Below are 24,418 nucleotides of genomic sequence, written 5' to 3'. Positions count from 1 at the left end.
GGCCGAGGAGATCGCTTCGCTGGCCGTGGAGATAACTCATAGCCTCTCGACCCTGGCGGCATCGGCCACACCGCTAACCTCATCACCCAACCTCGTGCGCCTCTGCACGCGGGCCGACCTGGTGGCGCATTCGGGCGTGGTGGCCTGGCACGCGGGCCATCAGATCGCGATTTTCTATTTACCTGGTCGGCCCGACGCCGCCGACGGTCGTTCCAGGCAGCCCGAAGACGCAGTGGATCGTTCTACGCAGCCCGAAGACGCTACCGGCGATCGCCTCTACGCGGTCGATAACCGCGACCCCTTCTCGGGGGCCAACGTGATCGGGCGCGGCATTATCGGAGAGCTGCAAGGTGAGCGAGTGGTCGCTTCGCCGCTCTACAAACAGCACTTCCGGTTGCGCGACGGTGTCTGTCTGGAGGCCCCCGAACGGCGCCTGCAGACCTGGCCCGTCGCCCTGCACGGCGATGAGGTCGTGCTGCTCGAGGCGGATGCCCGAGCCTGAGCGACGCCGTCGATACCTCGATGAACGCTCGATACCGATGGTTGGATCCAGCAGTCGATGCTTCCCCTATCAAGTCACAACGACAACGACAAATCACGACAAGCGAGGAAAGCCCCATGTCCTATCTCACTCCCGCCGAGTTCGTCACCAAGATGGTCGACACCGGCGAATCCAAGATCTTCATGTCGACCCGCGACACGGTGATCCGCGCCTACATGGCCGGTGCCATCCTGGCCCTGGCTGCGGCCTTCGCGATCACCATCACCGTGCAGACCGGCCAGCCGCTGGTGGGCGCGATCCTGTTCCCGGTGGGATTCGTGATGCTCTATCTCATGGGCTTCGATCTGCTCACCGGGGTGTTCATGCTCACCCCGCTGGCACTGCTGGACCGGCGCCAGGGCGTCACCGTCGAGCGCGTGCTGCGCAACTGGGGTTGGGTCTTCCTGGGCAATCTCGGCGGCGCGCTGACGGTGGCGCTGATGATGGCCTTCATCCTCACCTACGGTTTTTCCATCGGCCCCGGTGCGGTGGGCGAGAAGATCGCCGGTATCGGTGAGGCACGCACCCTGGGCTACGCCGAATACGGCCTGGCCGGCTGGTTCACCATTTTCATCCGCGGCATGCTGTGCAACTGGATGGTCTCGATGGGCGTTGTCGGCGCGATGATCTCCACCTCGGTGAGCGGCAAGGTGATCGCGATGTGGATGCCGATCATGCTGTTCTTCTACATGGGCTTCGAGCACTCCATCGTCAACATGTTCCTGTTCCCCTCGGCGATGATCATGGGCGGCGGCTTCTCGGTCATGGACTACATGATCTGGAACGAGATCCCCACGGTACTGGGCAATCTGGCCGGCGGCATCGCTTTCACCGGCCTCACCCTCTACGCCACCCACGTACGCACTGCACCCAAGCGCGACCTGATCTGACCACCCCGCTGTCGCCGGCGGCGGCAGCGCAATCATCCCCCCAGGAGACAACCCCATGGACAAGCTGGAAATGCACCACACGCTGATGGCCGCCAAGGCGCGCAAGGGCCTGAGCTGGGACGACCTGGCCGCGGCCAGCGGCCACTCCCCGGTGTGGGTCGCCTCGGCCTGCTACGGCATGAACAGCGCCCCGGCGGAAAGCGCGCGTCTGATCACCCAGGCCCTGGGTCTGAGTGATGCGCTCGGTGAAGAGGTGACAGCAGCGCTCGAAGCCTTCCCCACCAAGACCTGGGATCAGGCCATCCCCCAGGATCCGCTGATCTACCGGCTCTACGAGATCGTCGGCGTTTACGGGCCGACGCTGAAGGACGTCATCCAGGAGAAGTTCGGCGACGGCATCATGAGCGCCATCGACTTCGAAATGGCAGTGGAGCGAGAGGAAAATCCCAAGGGAGATCGCGTGGTCGTGACCTTGAACGGCAAGTTCCTGCCCTACAAGAGCTGGTGAGGCGAAGCCCGGCGGCCTCCGCGGAGGCCGCCGGGGAGGCCGGCACCCACCAATCCTGCACCGAGTGGGGGGGTAGGAGATTTCTCATACCATTTGTTACGAGACCTTTGCATTATTTACAAAAAATCACACTAAAAGCCAAATCGAACCTGTGCCGTCAGGTATCTGGCCGCCCAGCGAGCCGGACCGAGTCACCATGACAACGTAATCACACTCGATCGCGACACAGGTGTTTTCGATGAAAAAAATCTGGATCCAATCTTTGGCGTGCTGTGGCGCGATGGGTGCCGCACTACTCGCTTCGCCCGCCTTTGCCAAGGATGTCAGCGCGTGTCTGATCACCAAGACCGATACCAACCCTTATTTCGTGACCATGAAGAAAGGCGCCGAACAGAAGGCGGCCGAACTGGGCGTCACTCTGAAGACGTACGCCGGCAAGTACGACGGTGACAACCAGGGCCAGGTCGACGCCATCGAGACCTGCATCGCCGATGGTGTCGACGGCATATTGATCACCCCGTCGGACACCAAGGCGATCCTGCCCGCCATCCAGAGAGCGCGTCAGGCCGGTCTGATGATCGTCGCCCTCGATACCAAGCTGCAGCCGGCCAGCGCCGCCGATGCGACCTTTGCCACCGACAACTTCGAAGCCGGCAAGCTGATCGGCGAGTGGGCCAAGCAGCACATGGGCGATAAGCAAGCTCATATCGCGTTCCTGGATCTGGCGGTCAGTCAGCCATCCGTGGGCGTACAGCGCGATCAGGGTTTCATGCAGGGCTTCGGCATCGATATCAAGGACCCCAACCGCTGGGGTGACGAGGACGATCCGCGCATCGTCGGCCACGACCTGAGCTACGGTGCCGAAGATCGCGGACGCACGGCAATGGAAAACCTGTTACAGAAGGATCCGAGTACCAACCTGGTCTACACCATCAACGAACCCGCAGCGGCCGGCGCCTATCAGGCCCTCAAGGCGGTGGGATTGCAGGATCAGGCCACTATCGTCTCCATCGATGGCGGCTGCCCGGGCGTGAAGAACGTTCAGGAAGGCATCATCGGCGCCACGTCGCAGCAGTACCCGCTACTGATGGCGTCGAAAGGTATCGAGGCGGTCAAGACCTACGTGGAAACCGGCGAGAAGCCTCAGAACAGCCCGGGTCTGGATTTCACCAATACCGGGGTCAATCTGGTCACCGACCAACCCGTCGAGGGCGTCGAGTCCATCAGTACCGAGGAAGGTCTGAAGCACTGCTGGGGCTAGCGCCAAGCCACGAGTGACGGTTTCTCATGGCCATGCGCGCCGGCAGTGACGAGCACCATGCCGGCGCGTCATGGATTGCCATCCCATGGATCGTCATCAATCAGAAGTCCAATAGCGCCAAGCCACCATCGGGTCAGCGCGTAACCGTGACGGCAACCCGTTTCTGCAATTTTCGACACGACACGTATCGATTTTAATGAAGAGGCGCGCGAGTCAGCGTCCAGTCGCAAGGAGCGGCTATATGAGCAGAGTATCCGACCCGGAGAAGACGGCAGCGTCAGACGCCGCTGGCGCGATAGCCTCCCCCGATGCGAATCGGCATACGCCAGCCCAGCGTCTTCAGCACTTTCTGCACGCCAACCCGGCGGCGGTGCCGATGATCGTGGTGGCTGTCTCGGCCGTGGTGTTCGCCGCGGCCATCGGCCCTAAGTTCTATTCAGCGTTCACCCTGACCCTGATCCTTCAGCAGGTAGCGATCACCGGTATCGTCAGCGCCGGCCAGACGCTGATCATTCTCACCGCCGGCATCGACCTGTCGGTGGGGGCGATCATGGTGCTGAGCTCAGTGGTGATGGGCCAGTTCGCCATCCATTACGGCGTACCGGGCTTCCTGGCCGTGATCGCCGGGCTCGCGGCCGGCGGGCTTTGCGGTCTGATCAACGGGTTGCTGGTCTCTCGAGTGAAGCTGCCCCCCTTTATCGTCACGCTGGGGACATGGTCGATCTTCGGCGCGATCACCTTCATCTATTCGGGCAACGAGACGGTCCGCAGCCAGGAGATCGACCAGACCGCGCCCATTCTGCATGTCTTCGGCAACGCCTTTCATATCGGTCATGCCGTCTTCACCTACGGCGGCGTGATTCTAATGCTCGTGATATCCGCATTGCTGTGGTACGCGCTCAACAAGACCGCCTGGGGACGGCATGTCTACGCCGTCGGCGACGACAAGCAAGCGGCCATGCTGGCGGGCATTCGCACCGGGCGGGTGCTGGTATCGGTGTATGTCGTCACCGGGCTGATCTGCGCCCTGGCGGGTTGGGCCTTGATCGGGCGTATCGGCTCGGTGTCGCCGCAGGCAGGACAACTGGAAAACATCAACGCCATCACCGCCGTGGTGATCGGTGGCACTTCGCTGTTCGGCGGGCGAGGGTCGATTCTAGGCACCCTGTTCGGGGCGCTGATCGTCGGCGTGTTCTCCCTGGGACTGCGACTGCTCGGTACTGACCCGCAGTGGACACAACTGACCGTCGGTGCGCTCATCATCATCGCGGTCGCGACCGACCAATGGATTCGGAGGGCTTCGGCATGACCACGACGATCCAACCCATCCTCGCCGCCCGCGGCCTGACCAAACACTACGGCCGGGTCACCGCGCTGGACCACAGCGATTTCGATCTCTATCCCGGCGAAGTCCTCGCCGTCATCGGCGATAACGGCGCTGGCAAATCGACGCTGATCAAGACGCTCTCGGGCACGGTCGTCCCCGATTCGGGCGATATCCGGCTCGATGGCCAGCCGGTGCAGTTCGCCTCGCCGATACAGGCTCGCGACGCCGGTATCGAGACCGTCTACCAGACGCTGGCCCTGTCGCCAGCGCTGTCGATCGCCGACAACCTGTTTCTGGGCCGAGAACTCCGCCGCAAGGGCATGCTCGGCAAAGTGCTGCGCATGCTCGATCGCCAGGCGATGGAAACATTCGCCCGCGAGAAACTCTCGGAGCTGGGTCTACTGACCATTCAAAACATCGGCCAGGCAGTGGAGACACTATCCGGCGGACAGCGTCAGGGCGTGGCGGTCGCACGCGCCGCAGCGTTTGCGGCCAAGGTGATCATCATGGACGAGCCCACCGCGGCGCTCGGCGTCAAGGAGTCGAACCGGGTGCTGGATCTGATCCGCGAGGTCAAAGGTCGGGGTCTACCGATCGTGCTGATTTCCCACAACATGCCGCATGTCTTCGACGTGGCCGACCGGATCCATATCCACCGGCTCGGCCGACGTATCGCAGTGGTCGACCCCAAGACGATCTCACCCTCGGACGCCGTGGCCATCATGACCGGCGCCAAGGCGCCGCCGGAAGCGGGGCTGGCGGCCTGAGAGGGTGTCGATCCGATCAGGCAGCGCGATGGCGGCGGCCAATCGAGCCGACCGTCACGCGCCACGCTCATGCCCCATACCCACGCCACATCAGGGTGACCCGCTCGCCGCGGTAGTCGAGTTCTTCCTGCATCTGCCAGCCCAGGCGAGCATAAAGCGCCTGCTGGTCGGGGGTATACAGATAGCAGCCGGGGCAGCCGGCCATGCGCGCCTCCTCGGCCACGCGCTCGACCAGCGCCGAGGCGATCCCACGCCCGCGCCACGCCGGCAGCACGAATACCGATGCCAGCCACGGCGTCAGCTCGGGACGCGAATCCAGATCGCTCTCGGTGAGACTGGCCGTACCCACCGGAATCTCACGCCCCGACACATCGGTGAGCGCGACGAATACCGAGGGCACGCCCTGCTCACCGCACTGCCGGCGCAGATGATCGCGCCACTGCGGCCAGCTCTCTTCGGGATAGAGCGCGCCCCAGGTGGCGTAGGTCCAGCGCGCCAGCGTCTCGAGATGGGGAGAATCGGGGCGCAGGCGGCGCAGTACGGGCAGTGACGAGGGCATCGGAGATTCCTCAAGACGTGAGCCGTGCGACGTCCCCAACCCTAGGGTTGGTACGACAAGTCAGCGAGCGTAGGCAGTTTTCGTATCCAGCCTATCACGGCCAGCCACAGCAGCTGGCCTCGGCTCACGCCTTCTTGACGAATTCCGACTTGAGCTTCATGGCACCGATGCCATCGATCTTGCAGTCTATGTCGTGGTCGCCGTCGACCAGGCGAATACTCTTGACCTTGGTCCCCACTTTCACCACCAGCGAGGAGCCCTTGACCTTGAGATCCTTGATCACGGTGACGCTGTCGCCATCGGCCAGCGGCGTACCATTGGCATCCACGATCGCGGGGGTATCGCCGGCGCTCTCCGCCTCGGCTTCGCCGGACCATTCGTGACCGCACTCGGGGCAGACGTAGAGGCTCATGTCGGCGTAAGTGTAGGTCGAGGCGCACTGCGGGCAGGGGGGCAACTGACTCATATCGAGATCCATGGCGATGGCGACGCCCTCATGACATTGTCGAGGTAGGCGTGCGCAGGGACGGTCTTGCTGTTGGAGGCGCGATTGTAATCCCCGCTCATGCCCCTGCCCAGCGCCGCAGGCCGGCAGCGACGCTTTGTCGCGCGGCCGGATCGGTGTCAGCGAGCCGCACGGCGTGGCCTGCCCGGGTTATGCTGGGCGCGCTGGTCCCTCGAGACCGGCATTCCATATTGGCGCCTGCCACGTCGTTATCCGCTTAGAGGAGCCCCCATGCTGACCTTCCATACCGCCGATACCCAGCTCCGCCACCCCCGCAGCGAACTCCACGGCGGCCAGCTGGTGACGCCCTTCGAGTGCCCCGAACGCGTGGAGATCATTCTCGCGCGGATTCGCGCCGCGGACCTGGGGGATGTGCGCGAGCCCGAACGTCGCGGGCTGGCGGGTGTGCTCGAGATCCATGACGCCGCCTATGTCGATTTCCTGGAGAACCTGTGGGAGAACTGGCAGGCCGAAGGACACGGCGGCGAGCCGATCCCCAGTATCTGGCCGGCGCGCACCCTGCGCGGCGACCGTATTCCCGACAATCTCGAAGGCCGTCTCGGCTACTACGCCCTGGCGGCGGAAACCTCGGTCTGCGCCGGCACCTTCCGTGCCGCGCTGGCGAGCAAGGATATCGCGCTGGCCGCCACCGACCAGGTACTTACCCACGGCGGCGGCGCCTTCGGCCTGTGCCGCCCACCCGGCCACCACGCCGCCCGCGATCAGTTCGGTGGCTACTGCTTCTTCAACAATGCCGCAATCGCCGCCCAGCACGCCCGCGACCAAGGTATCGCGCGGGTCGCCATTCTCGATGTCGACTTCCATCACGGCAACGGCACTCAGGAGATCTTCTACACCCGCGACGACGTGCTGTTCGCCTCGATCCACGGCGACCCGGCGCTTGAGTTCCCCTACTACCTGGGCTATGCCGACGAGACCGGCAGCGGTCGCGGGGAGGGCTTCAATCTCAACTACCCGCTGGCGCCGGGGACCGGCTACCCGCGCTGGCGGCAGGCGCTGGAAGACGCCCTGGCGCGCATTCAAGCGTTCGGCGCCGAGCTGCTGATCGTCTCTCTGGGGGTCGATACCTTCGCCCAGGACCCGATCAGCTCGTTTACCCTCGAAAGCGACGACTTCAGCGACTACGGCGGCCTGCTCAAGCGCGCTGGCCTGCCTACGGTGTTCCTGCTCGAAGGTGGTTATGCGGTGGAGGAGATCGGGGTCAATGTGGTCAATGTGCTCAGCGGCTTCGACGCCGGCTGATACGCCGCCCCGAGGGGCTCCATTCAAGACTGGCGGGCACCCTTCAGACCAAAAAAAGCCCGCGCAAGAGGGGGGATGCGCGGGCGAGGCGGGGTGTTACCTAGGAGATGCGTCTCAGACGCGACTCGAACGACTGCTAATAGCACGACGACTATCGAGGAATTGGCAATCAATGCTTCATTCGACGTGGAATAGATTAGCACCCTTATATTTCACGCGCAACACAACACCCATACATCGCGTTCATCGCCGCGGCGATCCCTGAGCAGGACCCTCCTCTGACGGCGCGTCATCCGCTGACCGAGATCGAGGCGACGGCTCGGCAGCCCCTTCGGCCGAGTCGGAAGGTACATGATGCGACTCCAGCTCCTGACGATGCGTGCGCATCTCGGCGCGCAGCGCTTCGATCTCCGCCTGTAGCTCACTGACCTGTTCGATCATGTGGCGCATCATGCGCCGGTTGGCCTTGTGCTGGCGCGACTCCGACTCGCCCTGATCCTCGACGAACAGCGAGCTGACATAAGCCGCGAAGCTCCCGAACAGCCCTACCCCACAGACCATCAGCAGCACCGCAACGACACGCCCCAGGGTGGTCACCGGGTAGTAGTCGCCATAGCCGACGGTGGTCACCGTGACGATCGCCCACCACAGCGCATCCTCGGCGGTGTTGATCGGGCTGTGCGGATCGGGGGCCTCGACCAGCAGTACCGTCACCGCGCTCACCACCACCAGCAATACGGTCGCGGTGGCGACGGAGGCGAGCACCCCCTCGGCGCGGTTACGAAACAGCAGTTGCCAGATCATTTCCATCGAGCGCAGTGCGCGCAGAATGCGCAACACCTGTACCACTCGCGCCAGGCGCGCGGCCTGGAACCAGCCGGCGGGGATGCATGAGAGCAGATCGAGCCAGCCCCAGCGCATGTAACGCCACTTGCTCGGTGCGCGGTAGAAACGCTGGCAGAAATCGATGAAGAAGACGGCGCAGACGACATAGTCGAGGTAGCCGATCAGCCGCTCGATCTCAGGCGGAAGGGTCAGGAAAGCGCTCGCGAACAGCGCCGCGAGCACGTAGAACGACATCGCCAGCACGAAGAGCTGAAAGGGGGAGACGTGCTGTTTCATGGGCCACCCGCTGACGATAACGATGGGCGTATCAGCGTTGCGGGCACGTCAGCCGGCGCCGAGAAGCTCGCGCCGGAGCCGTGCTGGCTCGCTCGTGCCGCTCTCACCCGTCAGGCGGAGCAGGGGTTGGCGGCCTTGAGCTGGGTGAAGTTGGTGACGAAGGTCTCCATCTTCTCCGCATCGTAGGCCTGCAATCCGCTGATCACCAGCTTCTTGGAGCCGGTACCCACTGCGCGCCCCTGGCAGCGCATGCGAAACTCGAGCAGCGCCTCGCCGCGCTTGCCCTTGACGTCGAGCTCGGCGCCGGCGAATTCGAGATCAAGATCACAGGGGTCGTGATCTTCGAGGCTGAAGCCCATGCTGTCGTAGATCACCAGCGGGCGCTGGGGGTTGAACATGACCCCCTTGTCTTCGAGCAGCGGCTTCAGGTAGTGAGGGAAATTGCGCCCGGAAAACGCCACGTAACGCCGGGTAAACGTCTCCACCGTGGCCGGGTCGCGCAGCGTCCAGCCTTCGCGCTCGACGCGCAGGTACTGCTTGCCGGCGGCGTCCTCGACGCTCACCGTGCCGGCACCATCCTCGACGAAGTGCAGCGGCACGCGGTCGCCGACCATGCCGCAGAAGTGGAAGGTCATCCGCTGCGACAGTCCGTAGTGCGACAGCACCAGCGCGAACAGCAGATCGCCGGGCACACAGAAGCGCCGCGCACAGGGGTCGTGGATCGGATTGTAATCGCCGGCGATTTCGCGGGCGAACCGGCTGGCCTGCTCCGCAGAGATGCAAAAGTGGCCGGCGTCGGTAGAATGAAACTCGTCGAGAAACATGGGCAATCGACCTACACGTCGAGTGACTGGCTCCGGAGCATTGATCAAGACGCGCTTTTTACCACAAGCCATCTACAAGTTCAGCGCCGCATTAACGTTTTGCGACAAATAATAGCTCAGGGTCCGTCGAGATTCCCATCGCGGCCGCGACATCGTGTCGTTCCAGTAGCCACATACGGCGTAGCGGATGAGGTTGCCGGAGACCTGCGGCGCGTCTCGACAGCCTCCCGATTCGCCCACCGCTCTCGCCAGGATACCGCCATGCCCCAGACCACGCCGCCCTGCCCCTGTGGCAGCGGCCACAACTACGCCGACTGCTGCCAGCCGCATCATCTCGATGAGCGCCCGCCAGCCACGCCGGAGGCACTGATGCGCTCACGTTATTCGGCCTTTGCACTCGGCAACCTGGGATACTATCTGTATCACACTTGGGACCCGGATACCCGTGACACGGCGCTGACACCCGAGCTGCTCGACCGGCGCGACTGCGACTGGCTGGGCCTGGAGATCCTCGAGAGCCGCGTCCGCGGCAGTCAGGGTACGGTGACGTTCAAGGCGCACTACCGTCCGCTGAATCCGGCGCCTGGTGCCGCGACGGAAGCGAAAGCCGTGCTGCACGAGCGCTCGCGCTTCCGCCGCCGCCAGGGGCGCTGGCGCTATCTGGACGGCGAGATCGACCCCACACCCGCCAGCGCCAGCCCCCAGCGCAACGCCCCCTGTCCCTGCGGCAGCGGCAAGAAAGCCAAGCGCTGCTGTCACCCCTGAGCCGAGACGCGACCCTGCCCTGGCAAAGGCGCACGCTGGCAGGCACGCCAGAGCGCGACTAGGCTGCTTACTCGATACTCGCCGCCGTTCCCTCCTCGCACCCTGGGAGCTCCGAACGGCAGACACGATGACAGATACCGCAGGCAGATGAAGACTCTGGACGACGCGACACAGACGCTCTCGACACAGGCTCTAGCCCACCTGCAGCAGCGCCTGAGCGACTGGCTCGGCCTGCCAGGGTGGATCCTGCTGCCGATCGCCATCGTACTCCTCGCCGCGGTCGTCGACCTGGTGCTCTACTTCGTCCTCGGCCGGCTAGAGCAGCGCCTGGTGCGCTCGCCGCGGCGCTGGGACGACCCTTTCCTGCACGCCCTGCGCCTGCCGCTGCGCTGGTGGATCTGGATCAGCGCGCTGATGATCGGCACCGGCGTGATCGGCGCGCACCTCGGGGTGACCGCGCTCACCGGTTTCCTGTTCAAGAGCGGCGCCCTGATCACCCTGCTGCTACTGGCCTGGAGCGGCATCCGCCTGATCCGGCGGCTCGAGCAGCGCCTGGTGTTTCCGCCGGTCAACTGCCGGGCGCGGCCGGTGGATCAGACCTCGGCATCGGCACTGACCAAGATCGTCGGCGCGGTGCTGATCGTCACCCTGATCCTGATCGGGCTGCAGATACTCGGTGTGTCGATGTCGAGCATCCTTGCCATGGGCGGCTTCGGCGGTCTGGTGATCGGCTTCGCCGCGCGCGACGTCATGGCCAACTTCTTCGGCGGCATGGTGGTCCATCTGGACAAGCCGTTCGTGGTCGGCGACTGGATTCGCTCCCCCGACCGCGAGATCGAAGGCATGGTCGAGGATATCGGTTGGCGCTTGACCACCATCCGTACCTTCGCCGGTCCGCCGCTCTACGTACCCAATGCCTGGTTCAGCCAGATCTCGGTGGAGACCCCCACGCGCATGGTCAATCGTCGGCTGTGGGAGACCGTGGGTCTGCGCTATCAGGATGCCGGGGCCATCGAGGCGATCACCGGCGATATCCGCCAGCTGCTCAAGCACCACGACGAAATCGACCAGAACGAGCTGATCACGGTCAACTTCACCACCTTCGGCCAGTACGCGCTGGAGATCATGCTCTACGCCTTCACCCGCGAGACCGACTGGCAGCGCTTCCACGAGATCAAGCAGGAGATCCTGCTCAAGGTGCGTGACATCATCGAGAAGCATGGCGCTGAGTTGGCCCTGCCCGCCTCCCGGCTTTATCTACCCGAGGGCGTCGGCATACGCCGCGACGGCGACACGGCCGAGACGGCGTCGTCCACGCAAGGTCGCGACCCGACGCAGCGCTCGGCCGAGACGCAAGCAGAAGAAACGCCGGGCGACGAGACGCATCGCAATGCGACACATCACAACGAGAAACACCGCGACACCCGCGCTCGACGCCCCCGTGCCCGCCCGGGCCCGAGCGAGGATGACGCCGGCTCCGGCGACGCCGACGCCTGAACCAGCGTCAGGCTTCCCCGCGCAGGGCCAGCCAGCGCTGCGCCAACCACCCGCCCGCCCGCGCGATCTCGGCCGGCGTCGCCCCGGCGTATCCGAGTACCAGCCCCGCCTCGACGGGCGGTCGCAGATAGTATTGCGATAACGGCGAGAGCAGAATGTCTGCCGCCGCGGCCTGCTCGACCAGCGTGCGCTCCTCGGCGAGGGTGTCGAGCCGCGCCACCAGATGCATGCCCGCCTGCCCCGCCGACAGCATCAGCCCGCGCGCCACCGCCGGCGCCAACGCTTCGCGCAGCGCGGCCTGGCGCTTGCGGTAGCATTCGCGCATCTGCGCCACATGGCGCGCGAAGTGCCCCTCGTGGATAAAGTCGGCCAGCGCCGCCTGAACCAGATACTGCCCTTCCCGGTGCAGCCGCGCATTGGCACGCCGGAACGGCTCGACCAGCGCCTCCGGCAGTACCAGATAGCCCAGCCGCAGCCCCGGATAGAGCACCTTGCTGAAGGTGCCCACATAGATCACCGGAGCCTCCTCGATCAGCCCCTGCAGCGAAGCGATCGGCGCACTGGCGTAGCGGAACTACTGTCATAGTCGTCTTCGATGATCCAGGCCCGGTGGCGCCGGGCCAGTGCCAGCAGCGCCATGCGCCGGGCCAGCGGCAGCGTCACCCCACACGGGTACTGGTGCGACGGCGTGACATAGATCAGCCGCGGCGCGGGGGTGTCAGGCGCCAGCGCCGCCACGTTCATCCCCTCGGCGTCGACCGGCACCGGTTCGAGCGCGAGCCCGGCCGAGATGAAGCAGGATTGTGCACCACCATAGCCGGGCTCCTCCATCCATAGCGTATCGCCGACATCCGCCAGCAGCCTGGCCACCAGCTCGAAGCCCTGCTGGGCGCCCTGGGTGATCAGGATCTGCCCGGGGTGGCAACGCACCGAGCGCGATAGCCGCAGGTAGTCGCACAGCGCCTCACGTAGCGCACTCACCCCGCCCTGGCTCTGATAGTCGAACCACGCCGTCGGCGCACGCTGCTGGTGCCGCCGCAGCAGCCGCTGCCAGCGCTCCCGCGGGAAACGGTCCAGCGCCGGGACACCAGGCGCGAAAGCGCTATGGCGGCCGCTCAGGGTGCGTTCGAAATCGAGAATGCGGGTGCCGCGGGCGGAGAGTGGCGGCGGCGCCTCGACCTCGCGGCAAGGGGGTAGCGGCGGCGGTGACTGCCACTCGGCGACGAACACTCCCGAGCCCGGTTGCGCCTGGAGAAAACCCTCGGCCACGAGTCGATCCACTGCCCCCAGCACCGTATTGCGCCCGACCCCCAACGCCGCCGCCAGCCGCCGGGATGCCGGTAACTGGCTACCCGGCGCCAGCGCGCCGTCCTGGATCGACTCGCGCAGCGCCACATAAAGCCGCTGCCCCAGCGTGAGGGAAGCGTTGGGGAGAGCGTGGGTGGAAGCGCGGGATGAATCGGTATGAGACGCCGAAGCGGCGAGCTTCAAGCCGAGCGCTTCGATGATCCACAGCTGATGCGCCTGGGATGCGGACATTGGTTCCCTCACTCTTGGCCTAACTGGCTCTTACCAAGGAACCACTATGCCGCCACACTCCGTTCAAGTCACTGCCCGGAGCCGCAACATGCCAACCTTTGCCTTCTCGACCTCGATCGACCTCGCCACCGCCGCTGAGATCCCTGAGCTGACGCCCCTGGTCGATGCCTACCGACGCTTCTACCGCCAGCCCGGTGACCTGGAGGGCGCCCGCGCCTTTCTCACCCAGCGCTTCGCCAACGGCGACGCCCATCTGCTGCTGGCGCGCGATACCCATGGCCGCGCCCGCGGCTTCGTGCAGCTATTCCCGGTGCCCTCGACCACTACCTGACGATCCGCTGGATACTCAACGATCTGTTCGTCGACCCCGAGGCGCGCGGCCAGGGGATGGGCAGCGATCTGCTGCGAGCGTCACGCCAGCTTGCCCGTGACCATGGGCGTGACCCAACTGATGCTGCGGACCCAGGTCGAGAACCACACCGCGCAGTCGCGCTACCACGACCTTGGCTGGCAGCGCGACGAGGCGTTCTTCACTTATTTGTTGAATACGGACCATTGAATACGGGCTGTTGAATACGGACTGTCGCTGAACACCGGATACCCTGCCGACGGAGAGACACGGCCATGAACGACATCACGACGCCCCCAGCGACCTCCCGGGTGCTGGAAGTCCCTCCCCCGGAGCCCGCGGTCTCCGCTGCGGCCATGCGCGACAAGCTCGGCCTGCACACCGATGCCTGGGATCTGGCCCAGGATCTCGCCAACGCCATCGAGACGCTGGTGGTGATCGATACCCGCTCGCGGTCGCACTACCTGGCCGGGCACATCCCCGGGGCCATCAGCCTGCCGCACGTCGAGATGAACCCCACCACCCTGGCGGCACTGGCGCGGGATCGAGTCTACGTCTGCTACTGCGATGGCATCGGCTGTAACGGCTCGACCTGGGGCACACTCAAGCTGGCCACGGCGGGCTTCACGGTCAAGGAGCTGCTGGGCGGCCTGGACTTCTGGCAGCGCGACGGGCACCCCCTCGCCAGCGGCCCCGAACCCGGTTCCCTGGCCGACGCCCAGCTCGCTGCCTGCGGCTGCTGAGGAGAAACCCCACGATGTCGCCCTCCTGCACCGAAAACCGCCACTGCCAGCCGATCGGTCTGCCGGTGGCCGCCTGGCAACCTGCGCGCCGCCCCGACCACAGCGTGCTGACGGGCCGCTACTGCCGGCTCGCACCGCTCGACGCGCAGCAGCACGCGGCGTCGCTGTGGCAGGCGTGGTGCCATCCCGACCCGGCCCTCACCGATGATCGCGAGGGCGAGGCGCGCTGGACCTACCTCGGCGGCCGCCCGTTCGCCGACGAGACCGGCTGTCAGGGCTGGCTGCGGACGATGAGTGCGGGCCAAGACCCCTGGTGCTACGCGATCATCGATCCCCAGGATGGCCAGGCCGTGGGCATGGCCACCTATCTCAACATCGTGCCCGACGACGGCCGGATCGAGATCGGCCATCTCAACTTCTCGCCGCGCATGGCACGCAGCCAGCTCTCCAGCGAAGCGCTGATGCTGCTGATGGCGCACGCCTTCGCCCTGGGCTATCGGCGCCTCGAGTGGAAGTGCGACGCCCTCAATGCCCCCTCGCGCCGGGCAGCCGAGCGGCTCGGCTTTCGCTTCGAGGGGATCTTCCGCCAGCACCGAGTGGTTCAGGGGCGTAACCGCGATACCGCCTGGTTCTCGGTGGTCGATCATGAGTGGCCCGCGCTTCACGCCGCGCACCGGCAGTGGCTCGACCCGGACAACTTCACCGCCGCGGGGGCCCAGTGTCAGCCACTGGCGACCCACCGCCCGCTGCCTGACACACCCGCGGGGGCTGCTGAGCATGCATCGCCCTGCCCCCTTTCGGTCGAAGACGGCGACGCCCTGGCGCAGGCCATGGCGCACGCCCCTTCGCCACCCTGATCACCCAGGATGCCGATGGCTGGCTGGCCGACCATCTGCCGATGCTGCGGGAGCCCGAGCGCGAGGGCGCGCCTCTAGGCGTGCTGCGCGGCCACGTCGCACGAGCCAACCCGCTGGTCGCCGGCGCCACGACCCGCCCAGCGCTGGCGATCTTCCACGGCCCCCAGGCCTACATCACACCGAGCTGGTATCCGGCCAAGCAAGAGCACGGCCGCGTGGTGCCGACCTGGAACTATCAGGTCGTCCACGCCCACGGCACGCTACGCCTGATCGACGACGCGAGCTGGCTGCGCAACACCGTGGCCGCCTTGACCAACCACTTTGAAAGAGATCGCGCCCACCCCTGGTCGATCGACGATGCGCCGGCGGCCTATATCGACGGCATGTGTCGCGGCATCGTCGGGATCGAGCTGCGCATCGAGCGGCTCGAAGGCCAGCGCAAGGCGAGCCAACACAAACCCGATGCCGAGCGCGCGGCGATCCAGCGCGGCCTGATCGAAGAGCGTGGCCTCGACGAGGCCACGGCACGCTGCCTGAGTGGCATGGAGGAGAGCGATGAACGCCACTGATCGGAGTCCGAAGCAACCGCCCCACCTACCCTGGGCCGAGATCGCCGCCCGGCTGGCCGCGGCGGAGCGCCCGTTCGTGGAGGTCTTCGCCCGCCACGGGCTAGGTGCTGTCTGAGAAGTCGACGAGCGAAGGCCAGGCAAGGCAAAAATCGGCGAGAACGCGGAGTTTACGGGTTGTAAATGAGCATTTTGAGCCGATTTTTAACGCCTCATGGGCGAGCGCAGTACTTCTCAGGCAGTACCGGGTCCTGGAACTGTTCTCTCCCCGCGACATCGACACCCAGACACCCCATGCGCGTGACGAGCTCTATCTGATCGCCAGTGGCAGCGCCGTGCTGAACCGTGACGGCGAGCGGCTGGCAGCGAGCGTCGGCGACGTGCTCTTCGTGCCCAAGGGCATGGCGCATCGCTTCGATACCTTCTCCGCCGACTTCTCGACCTGGGTGCTGTTCTTCGGCCCCGAGTGAGCCGCACCGCTGGACCTCGCCGATCAGCGGCGTAAAATGCGCGGCGTTCATTCCGGTGTCGCGCTGGCCTGCCATCCGCGCCACCCCTTCACGACCCGGTCCGCCCTTTACGTGGGCGACTACCAGGAGTTATCGCATGTCCTCTACCGATCGACCGATCGTGGTCGCGGCGTTGTATCGCTTCGTCGCGCTCGACGACTTCGAAGCCCTGCGCGAACCGCTGCTCGAAGAAATGCAGCGTCTCGACGTCAAGGGCACCCTGCTGCTCGCCGCCGAAGGCATCAACGGCACCGTCTCCGGCAGCCGTGCCGGGATCGATGCGCTGCTCGCCTGGCTCAAGCGCGACCCGCGCCTGGCGGCGCTCGAGCACAAAGAGTCCTACTGCGACGAGCAGCCCTTCTACCGCACCAAGGTCAAGCTCAAGCGCGAGATCGTCACCCTGGGCGTGGATGGCGTCGATCCCAACGCACGTGTCGGCACCTATGTCGAACCGGAAGCCTGGAACGATCTGATCGACGACCCCGAGGTGCTGGTGATCGATACCCGTAACGACTACGAGGTGGCGATCGGCAGCTTCGAGGGCGCGGTGGACCCGCAGACCAAGTCGTTTCGTGAGTTTCCCGACTATGTGCGTCAGCACTACGATCCCAGCCGGCACAAGAAGGTCGCGATGTTCTGCACCGGCGGCATCCGCTGCGAGAAGGCGTCGAGCTTCATGCTGGGCGAAGGCTTCGAGGAGGTGTTCCACCTCAAGGGCGGGATTCTCAACTATCTGGAGAAGGTGCCGGAAGCGCAGACGCGCTGGCGCGGCGACTGCTTCGTGTTCGACAACCGGGTCACGGTGCGCCACGACCTGAGCGAGGGCGAGTACGCCCAGTGCCACGCCTGCCGCATGCCGATCTCCGCCGAGGATCAGGAATCCGAACACTACGTCCCGGGGATCAGCTGCCCAAACTGCTGGGATTCGCTGCCCGAGAAGACCCGTGCCGGCGCGCGCGAGCGTCAGCGCCAGATCGAGCTGGCCAAGGCACGCAACGAGCCGCACCCCATCGGCCGCGATCCGCGCCAGCCGAGCTGAGCCGCGCCGAACAGCGAAACGCAAAACGCCCTCCAAGCGGAGGGCGCTTTATCGGGTAGCCGATGTCGTATCGTCGAGCCTGCAGGCTACTTTGGCTGAGATTCCCCGGGCGCTGAATCAGGCGTTCAACTGCAGATGCAGTAGCGGATAGGGCTTACCCTGACCATCCAACGGTGAGCGGCTGCCTATGCCGAAGCCTCGCGCTCGATAAAAGCTCAGCGCCGCGTGGTTCTGCTCATTGACATCGACGCTCGTCGCGCCCTGCTTCTCGATCGCATGCCTCAGTAACCGCGTCCCGATGCCTTGCCCCCGACAGTCGGGCGCGATGAACAACATCTCGATATTGGCGTCAGCCACGCCCGAAAAGCCGGCGATATCACCTTGCTCACTGCAAGCTAGCGTCAGGCACACCGCATCGAAATACTGATTCAAGATCAATGGTTTCAGCACCTGCAGGTCTTGCTCGGCCAGGAAGTCATGGGTTGCTCGTACCGATGCCTCCCACACCTCGATAAGGCGCGGATAATCAGCGACAGTCGCGGTTCTCAAATGCATCGTCAACATGCCTACAGACTCGAACAAAGCCTAGGATAGGCTCGCCAACAGCGCGTCCCGCTGCCCCCGGGAAATGAAGCCGTACTCATGCAGACGGCGATAGAAGCGCTGAATGCGGCGGTCCACCTTCTGTCGCGCGAACCACGGCCAGATATTGGCCAGCGGCATGAAGTCAGGGTTGGAGACACCGTCGATCAGCCACAGCCGGATGCTGCCGTCGGCACGCCGCTGGCACACCACGTTACGGTCGTTGATGTCCGAGGGTACGATCCAGTTGTCACGCAGGTAGTGGTAGAGCCGTTCGAGCTCGTCGACGAAGGCCTGGGTGGTGAGCCAGTCGGCGTCGCCATGCTGCTGGAACTGGCGGATATTGAGCGACAGCGAGCCATCGGCATCGGTGACCAGGCCGAAGACAAGCCCCTCGCCGAGATCGGTGGTGACCGTGCCGAAGTACTCCGGCACGTAGCGCCAGTCGCGGACGCCGCGCCGCTTGAGCCCCTCGAAGTAGCTCTTCTCGCGCTCGTTCTGCTGGCTGCCGCGATCGGGGAAGCGCGGCACCTTGATGCAGCGCCCGGCCTCGGCGGGATGCCGATAGACCGCCCGGTCGTTGCCATGGGCGAGTTCGGAGCTGAGAGAGAGAGAAACCATGAGGGTCACTCCAGGACGCAGGGCAGTAACAGGAATCATCAGAGTTTAATCATATCTTAATCAAACACTGTTTTCCTCAAGGGTTGGCAAAAAAATTAGCCTGCTATCGCCCTGCTCCACCTGGCGCCTCGCCCACGGCGCGGTATCACCCCTGCGCAGCGCCCTCCGCCTCGATCCATGCCTTCCATAGCGCCTGGACCCGAGCACGCTCGGTGTCGAAATCGGCCGCCGGCACGTCGCTGCCGGTCTTGGCCAGGGCGGCACGATGGCTGGCGTCGCGGTAAGCCAGATAGGCCGCCTGCAGCTCACGCACGTCACCCTCGGGCAGGCGCTCGCTCTCTGCCAGCGCATCCAGCAGACGCATGTTGTCGGTGACCTCCAGCAGCGCCGGAGTGGCGCAGGCCCAGGCCAGCACCGCGTACTGGTTCAGGAACTCGATATCGACCAACCCACCGGCATCCTGCTTGAGATTGAAGGTATCCGTCTCGCCTGCCGCGCTGCCCAGATGCTGGCGCATCTTGGCGCGCATCTCGGCCACCGCCCGGCGCAGTTCGGCGGGGTCACGTTCGCGCCCCAGCACCTCGCGGCGCACCGCCTCGAAGGATGCTGCCAGCGCCGCGCCCCCGGCCACCGGCCGCGCCCGCACCAGCGCCTGGTGCTCCCAGGTCCAGGCCTCCCGCCGCTGGTAGTCGGCGAAGGCGTCGAGCGAGGAGACCAGCAGTCCGGCATTGCCCGAGGGGCGCAGGCGCATGTCGACTTCGTAGAGTGTGCCGCTGGGGGTGGTCGCCGTGAGCAGATGGATGATGCGCTGGCCGAGCCGGGTAAAGAAGACCACGTTGTCGATCGGCTTGGCGCCATCCGTAGCGCCATGGGGTGCGGCATCGTAGAGGAACACCAGATCCAGATCCGAGCCGTAGCCCAGCTCGATGCCGCCAAGCTTGCCGTAGCCGACGATCAGGAATTCGGCCTTGTCCGCCCCCTCCCGTGGGCGTGGCTCACCGTAGCGCGCGGTGAGCGAGCGCCAGGCACGCTGCAGCACACTATCGAGGATCACCTCGGCGATCGCGGTGAGATAGTCACTGACCTTCATCAATACCCGCGCGCCGGCGATGTCCGAGGCAGCGACCCGCAGCACCTGGGTCTGCTTGAACACGCGCAGGGCGTCGAGCCAGCTCTCCTCGTCCTCTTCGGGAATCCGCGCCAGGGTCTGACGCAGTTCGTCGGCCAGGCGCGCCTTGTCGGCGGGCGAGTAGAGCGTGTCAGGCGTCAGCAGCTCGTCGAGCAGGATCGGGTGGCGCGCCAACTGCTCGGCGATCCACGGGCTGGCGGCACACAGCCGAATCAGCCCCGGCAGCACCTGCGGGTTCTCGCGCAGCAGCGAGAGGTAGGCGGTACGCCGCAGTACCCCTTCGATCAGCGGCAGCACCCGCTCCAGCGCAGTGGTCGGCGTGGCGCTCTCGGCCAGAGCCTCGAGCAGCAGCGGCATCACCGCTTCGAGGCGCTCGAAGCCGATCCGCTGCATCGCCTGCACCCCGCGCGAGTCGCGGAACGCCTTGAGCCGGCGCCAGGCGTCAGGCAGCGTGAAACCGGCCGCCTCCAGCATCTGCTGCGCCTGGGACTCGTCCAGCTCGCGCCGCCATAGCTGGCTCCAGCGCTCGAGCCGCGCTTGATCGGGCAGTGGCTCGTCGGCCTCCGACTCCTCCTGAGGGTCGGCCACCACTGCATCGAAGTGGCCGCGCACCCGCTCGCGGCAGGCGTCGAGCGCGGCACGCAGCGCCGTCCAATCGGCCAGGTTCATGGCCATGGCCAGCGCCGCACACGCTTCGGCGTCTTCCGGCAGCTGCTGGGTCTGGCGGTCGTGGCGCGCCTGCAGCGCATGCTCCAGGTCGCGCAGAAAGACGTAGTCGTCATGCAGCTCATCGACCACCGCCGGAGGCAGCAGCTCGAGCTCGACCAGCCGCGTCAAGGCCAGGCGCAGCGAGGTCACTTGCAGTTCGGTATCGCGGCCGCCGCGGATCAGCTGGAACGCCTGGACCACGAACTCCACCTCGCGAATACCGCCGCGACCCAGCTTGATGTTGTCATCGCGCCCCAACCGCTTCACCTCGCGGTGGATCATTGCCTTCATCTCGCGCAGCGACTCGATCGCCCCGAAATCGAGATACTTGCGATAGATGAACGGCGCCAGCGATGCCAGCAGCGCACGCCCCGCCTCGCGGTCGCCGGCGACCGGACGCGCCTTGAGCATGGCGTAGCGCTCCCACTCACGGCCCTGATCCTGATAGTAGGCGGTGAGCGCGTTGAAGCTGCCGACCAGCGGCCCGCCGTCGCCCAGCGGGCGCAGACGCATGTCGACCCGGAAGGCGAAACCGTCGGCGGTGATCACGTCGAGCGCGGCGATCAGCTTCTGCCCCAGCTTGGTGAAGTATGCTGGTGATCGTAGGCGCGCTCACCACCCTGGGTAGTGCCCTTCTCGGGAAAGGCGAAGATCAGATCGATATCCGAGGAGAGGTTGAGCTCACCGGCGCCGAGCTTGCCCATACCCAGCACCACCAGGCGCTGTGACGTGCCGTCGGCGCGCGCCTGTGGCGTTCCCCAGCGCCCCGCGTAGAAGGCTTCGAGCCACGCCAGCGCCCCCTCCAGGCAGGTTTCGGCCAGATGCGAAACCGCCTGTGCGGTCTGCCACATCTCGGCCCCGGCGAGATCGCGCCATACGATCGCCAGCATGCGTGTCTGTCTGAACCGGCGCAGCGCGGCGTGCAGCGCGTTCTCGTCGGTGGCCGCCTCCAACTGTGTGGCGAGCGCCTGGGCCAAGGCCGCGGGGTGATAGCGGCGCCTTCAGCTCGCCGCTCTCCTGCCACTCGACCAGCCGCTCGGGATGTGCGCACAGCCCCTCGCGGAAGAACTCCGAGAGCAGACAGGTGCGCACCAGCGTGCGCCGCTGGTCCTCGTCGAGGCCCAGCCAGGCCTCGCGACACGCCTCGTCGCCGCGGGCATACGTCGCCTCGAGCGCGCTCAGCACCTCGGTATGGGCGGCGCTCAGCGCCTCCGGGATCGGTAGCGCGGGAAACCAGTCGGCGGGCAGGGACATGAAGACACTCCGGTGAAAGCGGGCCCGCCCAGCATAACCGCAGCCGGCGCCCAGCCCAATCGGAGACACGCCAGCCCCTTTGCCATAGGCAAATATTATCGACTCTGTTTCAGTATTTAATTTCTGTTATCGAATAGCGCATCGTAATCTCGATGCCAGCCCGAGCCGAGGCACAGCGGCGGCGACCACGCCGGGCAGCGATAGCGCGACCGACAAGACCAGAGAGGTGAGAGAAGCGATGTCACAACAAGCCGAATCCAAGTGCCCGTTTTCCGGCCAGTCCGGCACCACCGTCAGCGACGGCGGCGGTACTACCCAGGCAGCCGGTGGCGGCACCAGCAACCGTGACTGGTGGCCGAATCAGCTGCGTGTCGACCTGCTCAACCAGCACTCCGAGCGCTCCAACCCGCTGGACAGCGATTTCGATTACCGCGACGCGTTCGCCAAGCTCGACTACGCCGCGCTCAAGGCCGATATCGAGAAGACCCTGACCGAATCCCAGGCCTGGTGGCCGGCGGACTGGGGCTCCTATATCGGCCTGTTCATCCGCATGGCGTGGCACAGCGCCGGTACCTATCGTCTGGTCGACGGCCGCGGCGGCGCCGGGCGTGGCCAGCAGCGCTTCGCCCCGCTCAACAGCTGGCCCGACAACGTCAGTCTCGACAAGGCGCGTCGTCTGCTGTGGCCGGTCAAGCGCAAGTATGGCCAGCATATCTCCTGGGCCGATCTCATCGTGCTCGCCGGCAACGTGGCGCTGGAGTCTTCCGGCTTCCGGACCTTCGGCTTCGCCGGCGGCCGCGAGGACGTGTGGGAACCCGACCTCGACGTCAACTGGGGCGACGAGAAGGCGTGGCTGACCCATCGCGATCCGGCGACCCTGGCCAACAACCCCCTCGCGGCCACCGAGATGGGGCTGATCTACGTCAACCCCGAAGGCCCCAACGCCAGCGGCGATCCGCTCTCGGCAGCGCCGGCGATCCGCGCCACCTTCGGCAACATGGCAATGGACGACGAGGAGATCGTGGCCCTGATCGCCGGCGGCCACACCCTGGGCAAGACCCACGGTGCCGGCCCCTCCGAGGCCATCGGCGCCGACCCGGAAGCCGCGCCGCTGGAGTCCCAGGGCTTTGGCTGGCACAACGCCCACGGTAGCGGCGTGGGTGCCGACGCCACCACCTCGGGGATCGAAGTCGTCTGGACCCAGACGCCGACGCGCTGGAGCCACTACTTCTTCGAGAACCTGTTCAACTACGAGTGGGAGCAGACCCGCAGCCCGGCCGGCGCGATCCAGTGGGAAGCCAAGGATGCCGAAGCGTCGATCCCGGATCCGTTCGACCCGGCCAAGAAGCGCAAGCCGACCATGCTCACCACCGACCTGACGCTGCGCTTCGACCCGGAGTTCGAGAAGATCTCCCGGCGTTCCTCGAAGATCCGCAGGCATTCCCGACGCTTTCGCCCGCGCCTGGTTCAGCTGACCCACCGCGACATGGGCGCCCAAGGCGCGCATCTCGGCCCGGAAGTGCCGCAGGAAGAGCTGGTCTGGCGGACCCGCTGCCGGCCCCGAGCCACCAGCCGAGCGCCCGCGGACATCGATGCGTCAAGCAGCAGATCGCCGATGCCGGGCTGTCGGTGGCCGAGCTGGTCGGCACCGCCTGGGCCTCGGCCTCGACCTTCCGCGGCGGTGACAAGCGCGGTGGTGCCAACGGTGCGCGCCTGGCCCTGGCCCCGCAGAAGGATTGGGCGGTCAACCGTATCGCCGCCGGCGCCCTGCCCAAGCTGCAGGCGATCCAGGCGGCTTCCGGCAAGGCTTCACTGGCTGACGTGATCGTGCTGGCCGGCAATGTCGGCATCGAGCAGGCGGCCAAGGCGGCCGGGGTCGACCTCAGCCTGCCGTTCGCCCCTGGCCGGGTCGATGCCAGCCAGGATCAGACCGACATCCACGCCTTCAGCGTGATGGAGCCGCTGGCCGATGGCTTCCGCAACTACAAGCGCGGCAAGCTCAACGTGCCCACCGAGACGCTGCTGATCGACAAGGCTCAGCAGTTGACCCTGACCGCTCCGGAGCTGACCGTGCTGATCGGTGGCCTGCGCGTGCTCGGCACCAACCACGACGGCGCCGATCATGGCGTGCTCACCCAGCGCCCCGGCGTGCTCAGTAACGACTTCTTCGTCAACCTGCTCGACATGGGCACGGAGTGGACGGCAGTCGATGCCGAGGCCGAGCTGTTCGAAGGCCACTCGCGCAGCGACGGTAGTCTCACTTACACCGCCACCCGTAACGATCTGATCTTCGGCTCGCACTCGGTGCTGCGCGCACTGGCCGAGGTCTATGCCAGCGACGATGCCCAGGAGAAGTTCGTCCACGACTTCGCCGCCGCCTGGACCAAGGTGATGAACCTGGACCGCTTCGATCTCACCTGAGCGCGACCCTAGCGTCTGTCCCGCTAGACAACGCCGCCGGAGTGTCTCCGGCGGCTTTTTGATGCCCGCCATCCCTGGCGGGCACCCTTCGGCCCGTCGCTACGCGACGTTAAAAACCGCTCCCGGCGGTTTTGATGTACCCACCATCCCAGGCGATTACGCTTCGAGTCATCGCCTCGGTGTCGGTGACAACAGCGAGCGTTGCTTACCTTGAGTATCACGCTCATAGAGTGTCGCTTTCGGTGGGCCGACAGTCATTGCCGACATAGAGG

23 protein-coding genes and 4 pseudogenes are annotated in these 24,418 nt (G+C 65.7%); 19 read left to right on the top strand and 8 right to left on the bottom strand.

The features are described from left to right. Window positions 1-52 precede the first annotated feature (52 nt). The 6 genes from CN538_RS21175 (at window position 53) to CN538_RS12505 (ending at window position 5,294) form a co-directional block, all read left to right on the top strand. A complete protein-coding gene (locus tag CN538_RS21175) occupies window positions 53-502 on the top strand; it encodes a nitrite reductase small subunit NirD (protein ID WP_207233751.1) in 450 nt (149 codons plus the stop codon). Between the two features lie 116 nt (window positions 503-618). Next, window positions 619-1,431, top strand: coding sequence for a formate/nitrite transporter family protein (locus CN538_RS12525; protein ID WP_106419643.1), 813 nt, complete (start codon window positions 619-621; stop codon window positions 1,429-1,431). A 55-nt stretch (window positions 1,432-1,486) separates the two neighbouring features. Continuing rightward, entirely contained in the window at window positions 1,487-1,939 is a 453-nt protein-coding gene (gene cynS / locus CN538_RS12520; RefSeq protein ID WP_106419642.1) for a cyanase, read from the top strand. Window positions 1,940-2,177: 238 nt separating this feature from the next. Then, window positions 2,178-3,200 carry a sugar ABC transporter substrate-binding protein gene (locus CN538_RS12515; protein WP_106419641.1) on the top strand — a complete coding sequence of 341 codons (1,023 nt, stop codon included), beginning with the start codon at window positions 2,178-2,180 and terminating at the stop codon, window positions 3,198-3,200. A gap of 376 nt (window positions 3,201-3,576) precedes the next feature. Then, window positions 3,577-4,509, top strand: coding sequence for an ABC transporter permease (locus CN538_RS12510; protein WP_242495791.1), 933 nt, complete (start codon window positions 3,577-3,579; stop codon window positions 4,507-4,509). Next, a complete protein-coding gene (locus CN538_RS12505; protein WP_106420640.1) occupies window positions 4,506-5,294 on the top strand; it encodes an ATP-binding cassette domain-containing protein in 789 nt (262 codons plus the stop codon). Before CN538_RS12510 ends, CN538_RS12505 begins: the two co-directional genes overlap by 4 nt. A 67-nt stretch (window positions 5,295-5,361) precedes the next feature. Here the strand turns inward: CN538_RS12505 and CN538_RS12500 are convergent, their stop codons facing one another. Together CN538_RS12500 and CN538_RS12495 are read right to left on the bottom strand one after the other, a co-directional pair. Continuing rightward, a complete protein-coding gene (locus CN538_RS12500; protein WP_106419639.1) occupies window positions 5,362-5,853 on the bottom strand; it encodes a GNAT family N-acetyltransferase in 492 nt (163 codons plus the stop codon). A gap of 124 nt (window positions 5,854-5,977) precedes the next feature. Beyond that, the gene (locus tag CN538_RS12495; protein WP_106420639.1) at window positions 5,978-6,319 is read right to left on the bottom strand and encodes a zinc ribbon domain-containing protein YjdM; all 342 of its coding nucleotides are present in this window, start codon (window positions 6,317-6,319) and stop codon (window positions 5,978-5,980) included. 270 nt (window positions 6,320-6,589) lie between these two features. Between CN538_RS12495 and CN538_RS12490 the strand changes: the two genes are divergently transcribed. Next, window positions 6,590-7,621, top strand: a complete 1,032-nt coding sequence (locus CN538_RS12490; protein ID WP_106419638.1) for a histone deacetylase family protein — start codon at window positions 6,590-6,592, stop codon at window positions 7,619-7,621. Window positions 7,622-7,864: 243 nt separating this feature from the next. On the opposite strand, the gene CN538_RS12485 is transcribed toward CN538_RS12490, so the two are convergent. Next, the gene (locus tag CN538_RS12485; protein ID WP_106419637.1) at window positions 7,865-8,743 is read right to left on the bottom strand and encodes an ion transporter; all 879 of its coding nucleotides are present in this window, start codon (window positions 8,741-8,743) and stop codon (window positions 7,865-7,867) included. Between the two features lie 110 nt (window positions 8,744-8,853). Next, a complete protein-coding gene (locus CN538_RS12480) occupies window positions 8,854-9,567 on the bottom strand; it encodes a DUF3581 family protein (RefSeq protein WP_035474140.1) in 714 nt (237 codons plus the stop codon). Window positions 9,568-9,828: 261 nt separating this feature from the next. Between CN538_RS12480 and CN538_RS12475 the strand changes: the two genes are divergently transcribed. Continuing rightward, window positions 9,829-10,332 (top strand): YchJ family protein, encoded by a 504-nt coding sequence (locus CN538_RS12475; RefSeq protein WP_106419636.1) that lies wholly within the window; start codon window positions 9,829-9,831, stop codon window positions 10,330-10,332. Between the two features lie 147 nt (window positions 10,333-10,479). After that, entirely contained in the window at window positions 10,480-11,829 is a 1,350-nt protein-coding gene (locus tag CN538_RS12470; protein WP_106419635.1) for a mechanosensitive ion channel family protein, read from the top strand. Window positions 11,830-11,836: 7 nt separating this feature from the next. On the opposite strand, the pseudogene pdxR reads toward CN538_RS12470, so the two are convergent. Further along, a pseudogene (gene pdxR / locus CN538_RS25280) lies at window positions 11,837-13,368 on the bottom strand (MocR-like pyridoxine biosynthesis transcription factor PdxR). Between the two features lie 88 nt (window positions 13,369-13,456). Between pdxR and CN538_RS25275 the strand changes: the two are divergent. From CN538_RS25275 to trhO, 8 genes and pseudogenes are all read left to right on the top strand, one after another. Further along, window positions 13,457-13,699: a hypothetical protein gene (locus CN538_RS25275; protein ID WP_340638104.1), complete on the top strand. Its 243-nt coding sequence runs from the start codon at window positions 13,457-13,459 to the stop codon at window positions 13,697-13,699. Then, window positions 13,672-13,758: pseudogene (locus CN538_RS25270) on the top strand (hypothetical protein); the annotation flags it as partial. The gene CN538_RS25275 and the pseudogene CN538_RS25270, both read left to right, overlap by 28 nt. A gap of 31 nt (window positions 13,759-13,789) precedes the next feature. Beyond that, entirely contained in the window at window positions 13,790-13,927 is a 138-nt protein-coding gene (locus CN538_RS25265; RefSeq protein ID WP_340638103.1) for a hypothetical protein, read from the top strand. Between the two features lie 65 nt (window positions 13,928-13,992). Next, window positions 13,993-14,460: a rhodanese-like domain-containing protein gene (locus CN538_RS12455; protein WP_106419634.1), complete on the top strand. Its 468-nt coding sequence runs from the start codon at window positions 13,993-13,995 to the stop codon at window positions 14,458-14,460. Window positions 14,461-14,474: 14 nt separating this feature from the next. After that, entirely contained in the window at window positions 14,475-15,317 is an 843-nt protein-coding gene (locus tag CN538_RS12450) for a GNAT family N-acetyltransferase (RefSeq protein ID WP_106419633.1), read from the top strand. Next, the gene (locus tag CN538_RS12445) at window positions 15,242-15,886 is read left to right on the top strand and encodes an FMN-binding negative transcriptional regulator (RefSeq protein ID WP_106419632.1); all 645 of its coding nucleotides are present in this window, start codon (window positions 15,242-15,244) and stop codon (window positions 15,884-15,886) included. The genes CN538_RS12450 and CN538_RS12445 overlap by 76 nt, the downstream gene beginning before the upstream one ends. A gap of 104 nt (window positions 15,887-15,990) precedes the next feature. Continuing rightward, on the top strand, window positions 15,991-16,353 hold the full coding sequence (locus CN538_RS12440; protein WP_106419631.1) for a cupin domain-containing protein: 363 nt from the start codon (window positions 15,991-15,993) through the stop codon (window positions 16,351-16,353). A gap of 136 nt (window positions 16,354-16,489) precedes the next feature. Beyond that, window positions 16,490-17,431 carry an oxygen-dependent tRNA uridine(34) hydroxylase TrhO gene (trhO, locus tag CN538_RS12435; protein ID WP_106419630.1) on the top strand — a complete coding sequence of 314 codons (942 nt, stop codon included), beginning with the start codon at window positions 16,490-16,492 and terminating at the stop codon, window positions 17,429-17,431. Window positions 17,432-17,548: 117 nt separating this feature from the next. Here trhO and CN538_RS12430 read toward each other — a convergent pair whose 3' ends face one another. The 3 genes and pseudogenes from CN538_RS12430 to glnE form a co-directional block, all read right to left on the bottom strand. Next, window positions 17,549-17,986: a GNAT family N-acetyltransferase gene (locus CN538_RS12430; RefSeq protein WP_106420638.1), complete on the bottom strand. Its 438-nt coding sequence runs from the start codon at window positions 17,984-17,986 to the stop codon at window positions 17,549-17,551. Window positions 17,987-18,016: 30 nt separating this feature from the next. Further along, on the bottom strand, window positions 18,017-18,634 hold the full coding sequence (locus CN538_RS12425; RefSeq protein ID WP_164999594.1) for a YrbL family protein: 618 nt from the start codon (window positions 18,632-18,634) through the stop codon (window positions 18,017-18,019). A gap of 145 nt (window positions 18,635-18,779) precedes the next feature. Further along, window positions 18,780-21,725 (bottom strand): annotated as a pseudogene (gene glnE, locus CN538_RS12420) (bifunctional [glutamate--ammonia ligase]-adenylyl-L-tyrosine phosphorylase/[glutamate--ammonia-ligase] adenylyltransferase). Window positions 21,726-21,963: 238 nt separating this feature from the next. Between glnE and CN538_RS26365 the strand changes: the two are divergent. After that, a pseudogene (locus CN538_RS26365) lies at window positions 21,964-23,085 on the top strand (peroxidase family protein); the annotation flags it as partial. Continuing rightward, a complete protein-coding gene (locus tag CN538_RS26360) occupies window positions 22,980-24,146 on the top strand; it encodes a peroxidase family protein (RefSeq protein WP_422917583.1) in 1,167 nt (388 codons plus the stop codon). The pseudogene CN538_RS26365 and the gene CN538_RS26360, both read left to right, overlap by 106 nt. Window positions 24,147-24,418 lie beyond the last annotated feature (272 nt).

This window comes from Salinicola tamaricis (assembly GCF_003006155.1).
GTDB classification, from domain to species: domain Bacteria; phylum Pseudomonadota; class Gammaproteobacteria; order Pseudomonadales; family Halomonadaceae; genus Salinicola; species Salinicola tamaricis.
Note: the sequence above shows the minus strand (reverse complement) of the source record. Positions and strands in the feature narration are given on the sequence as shown.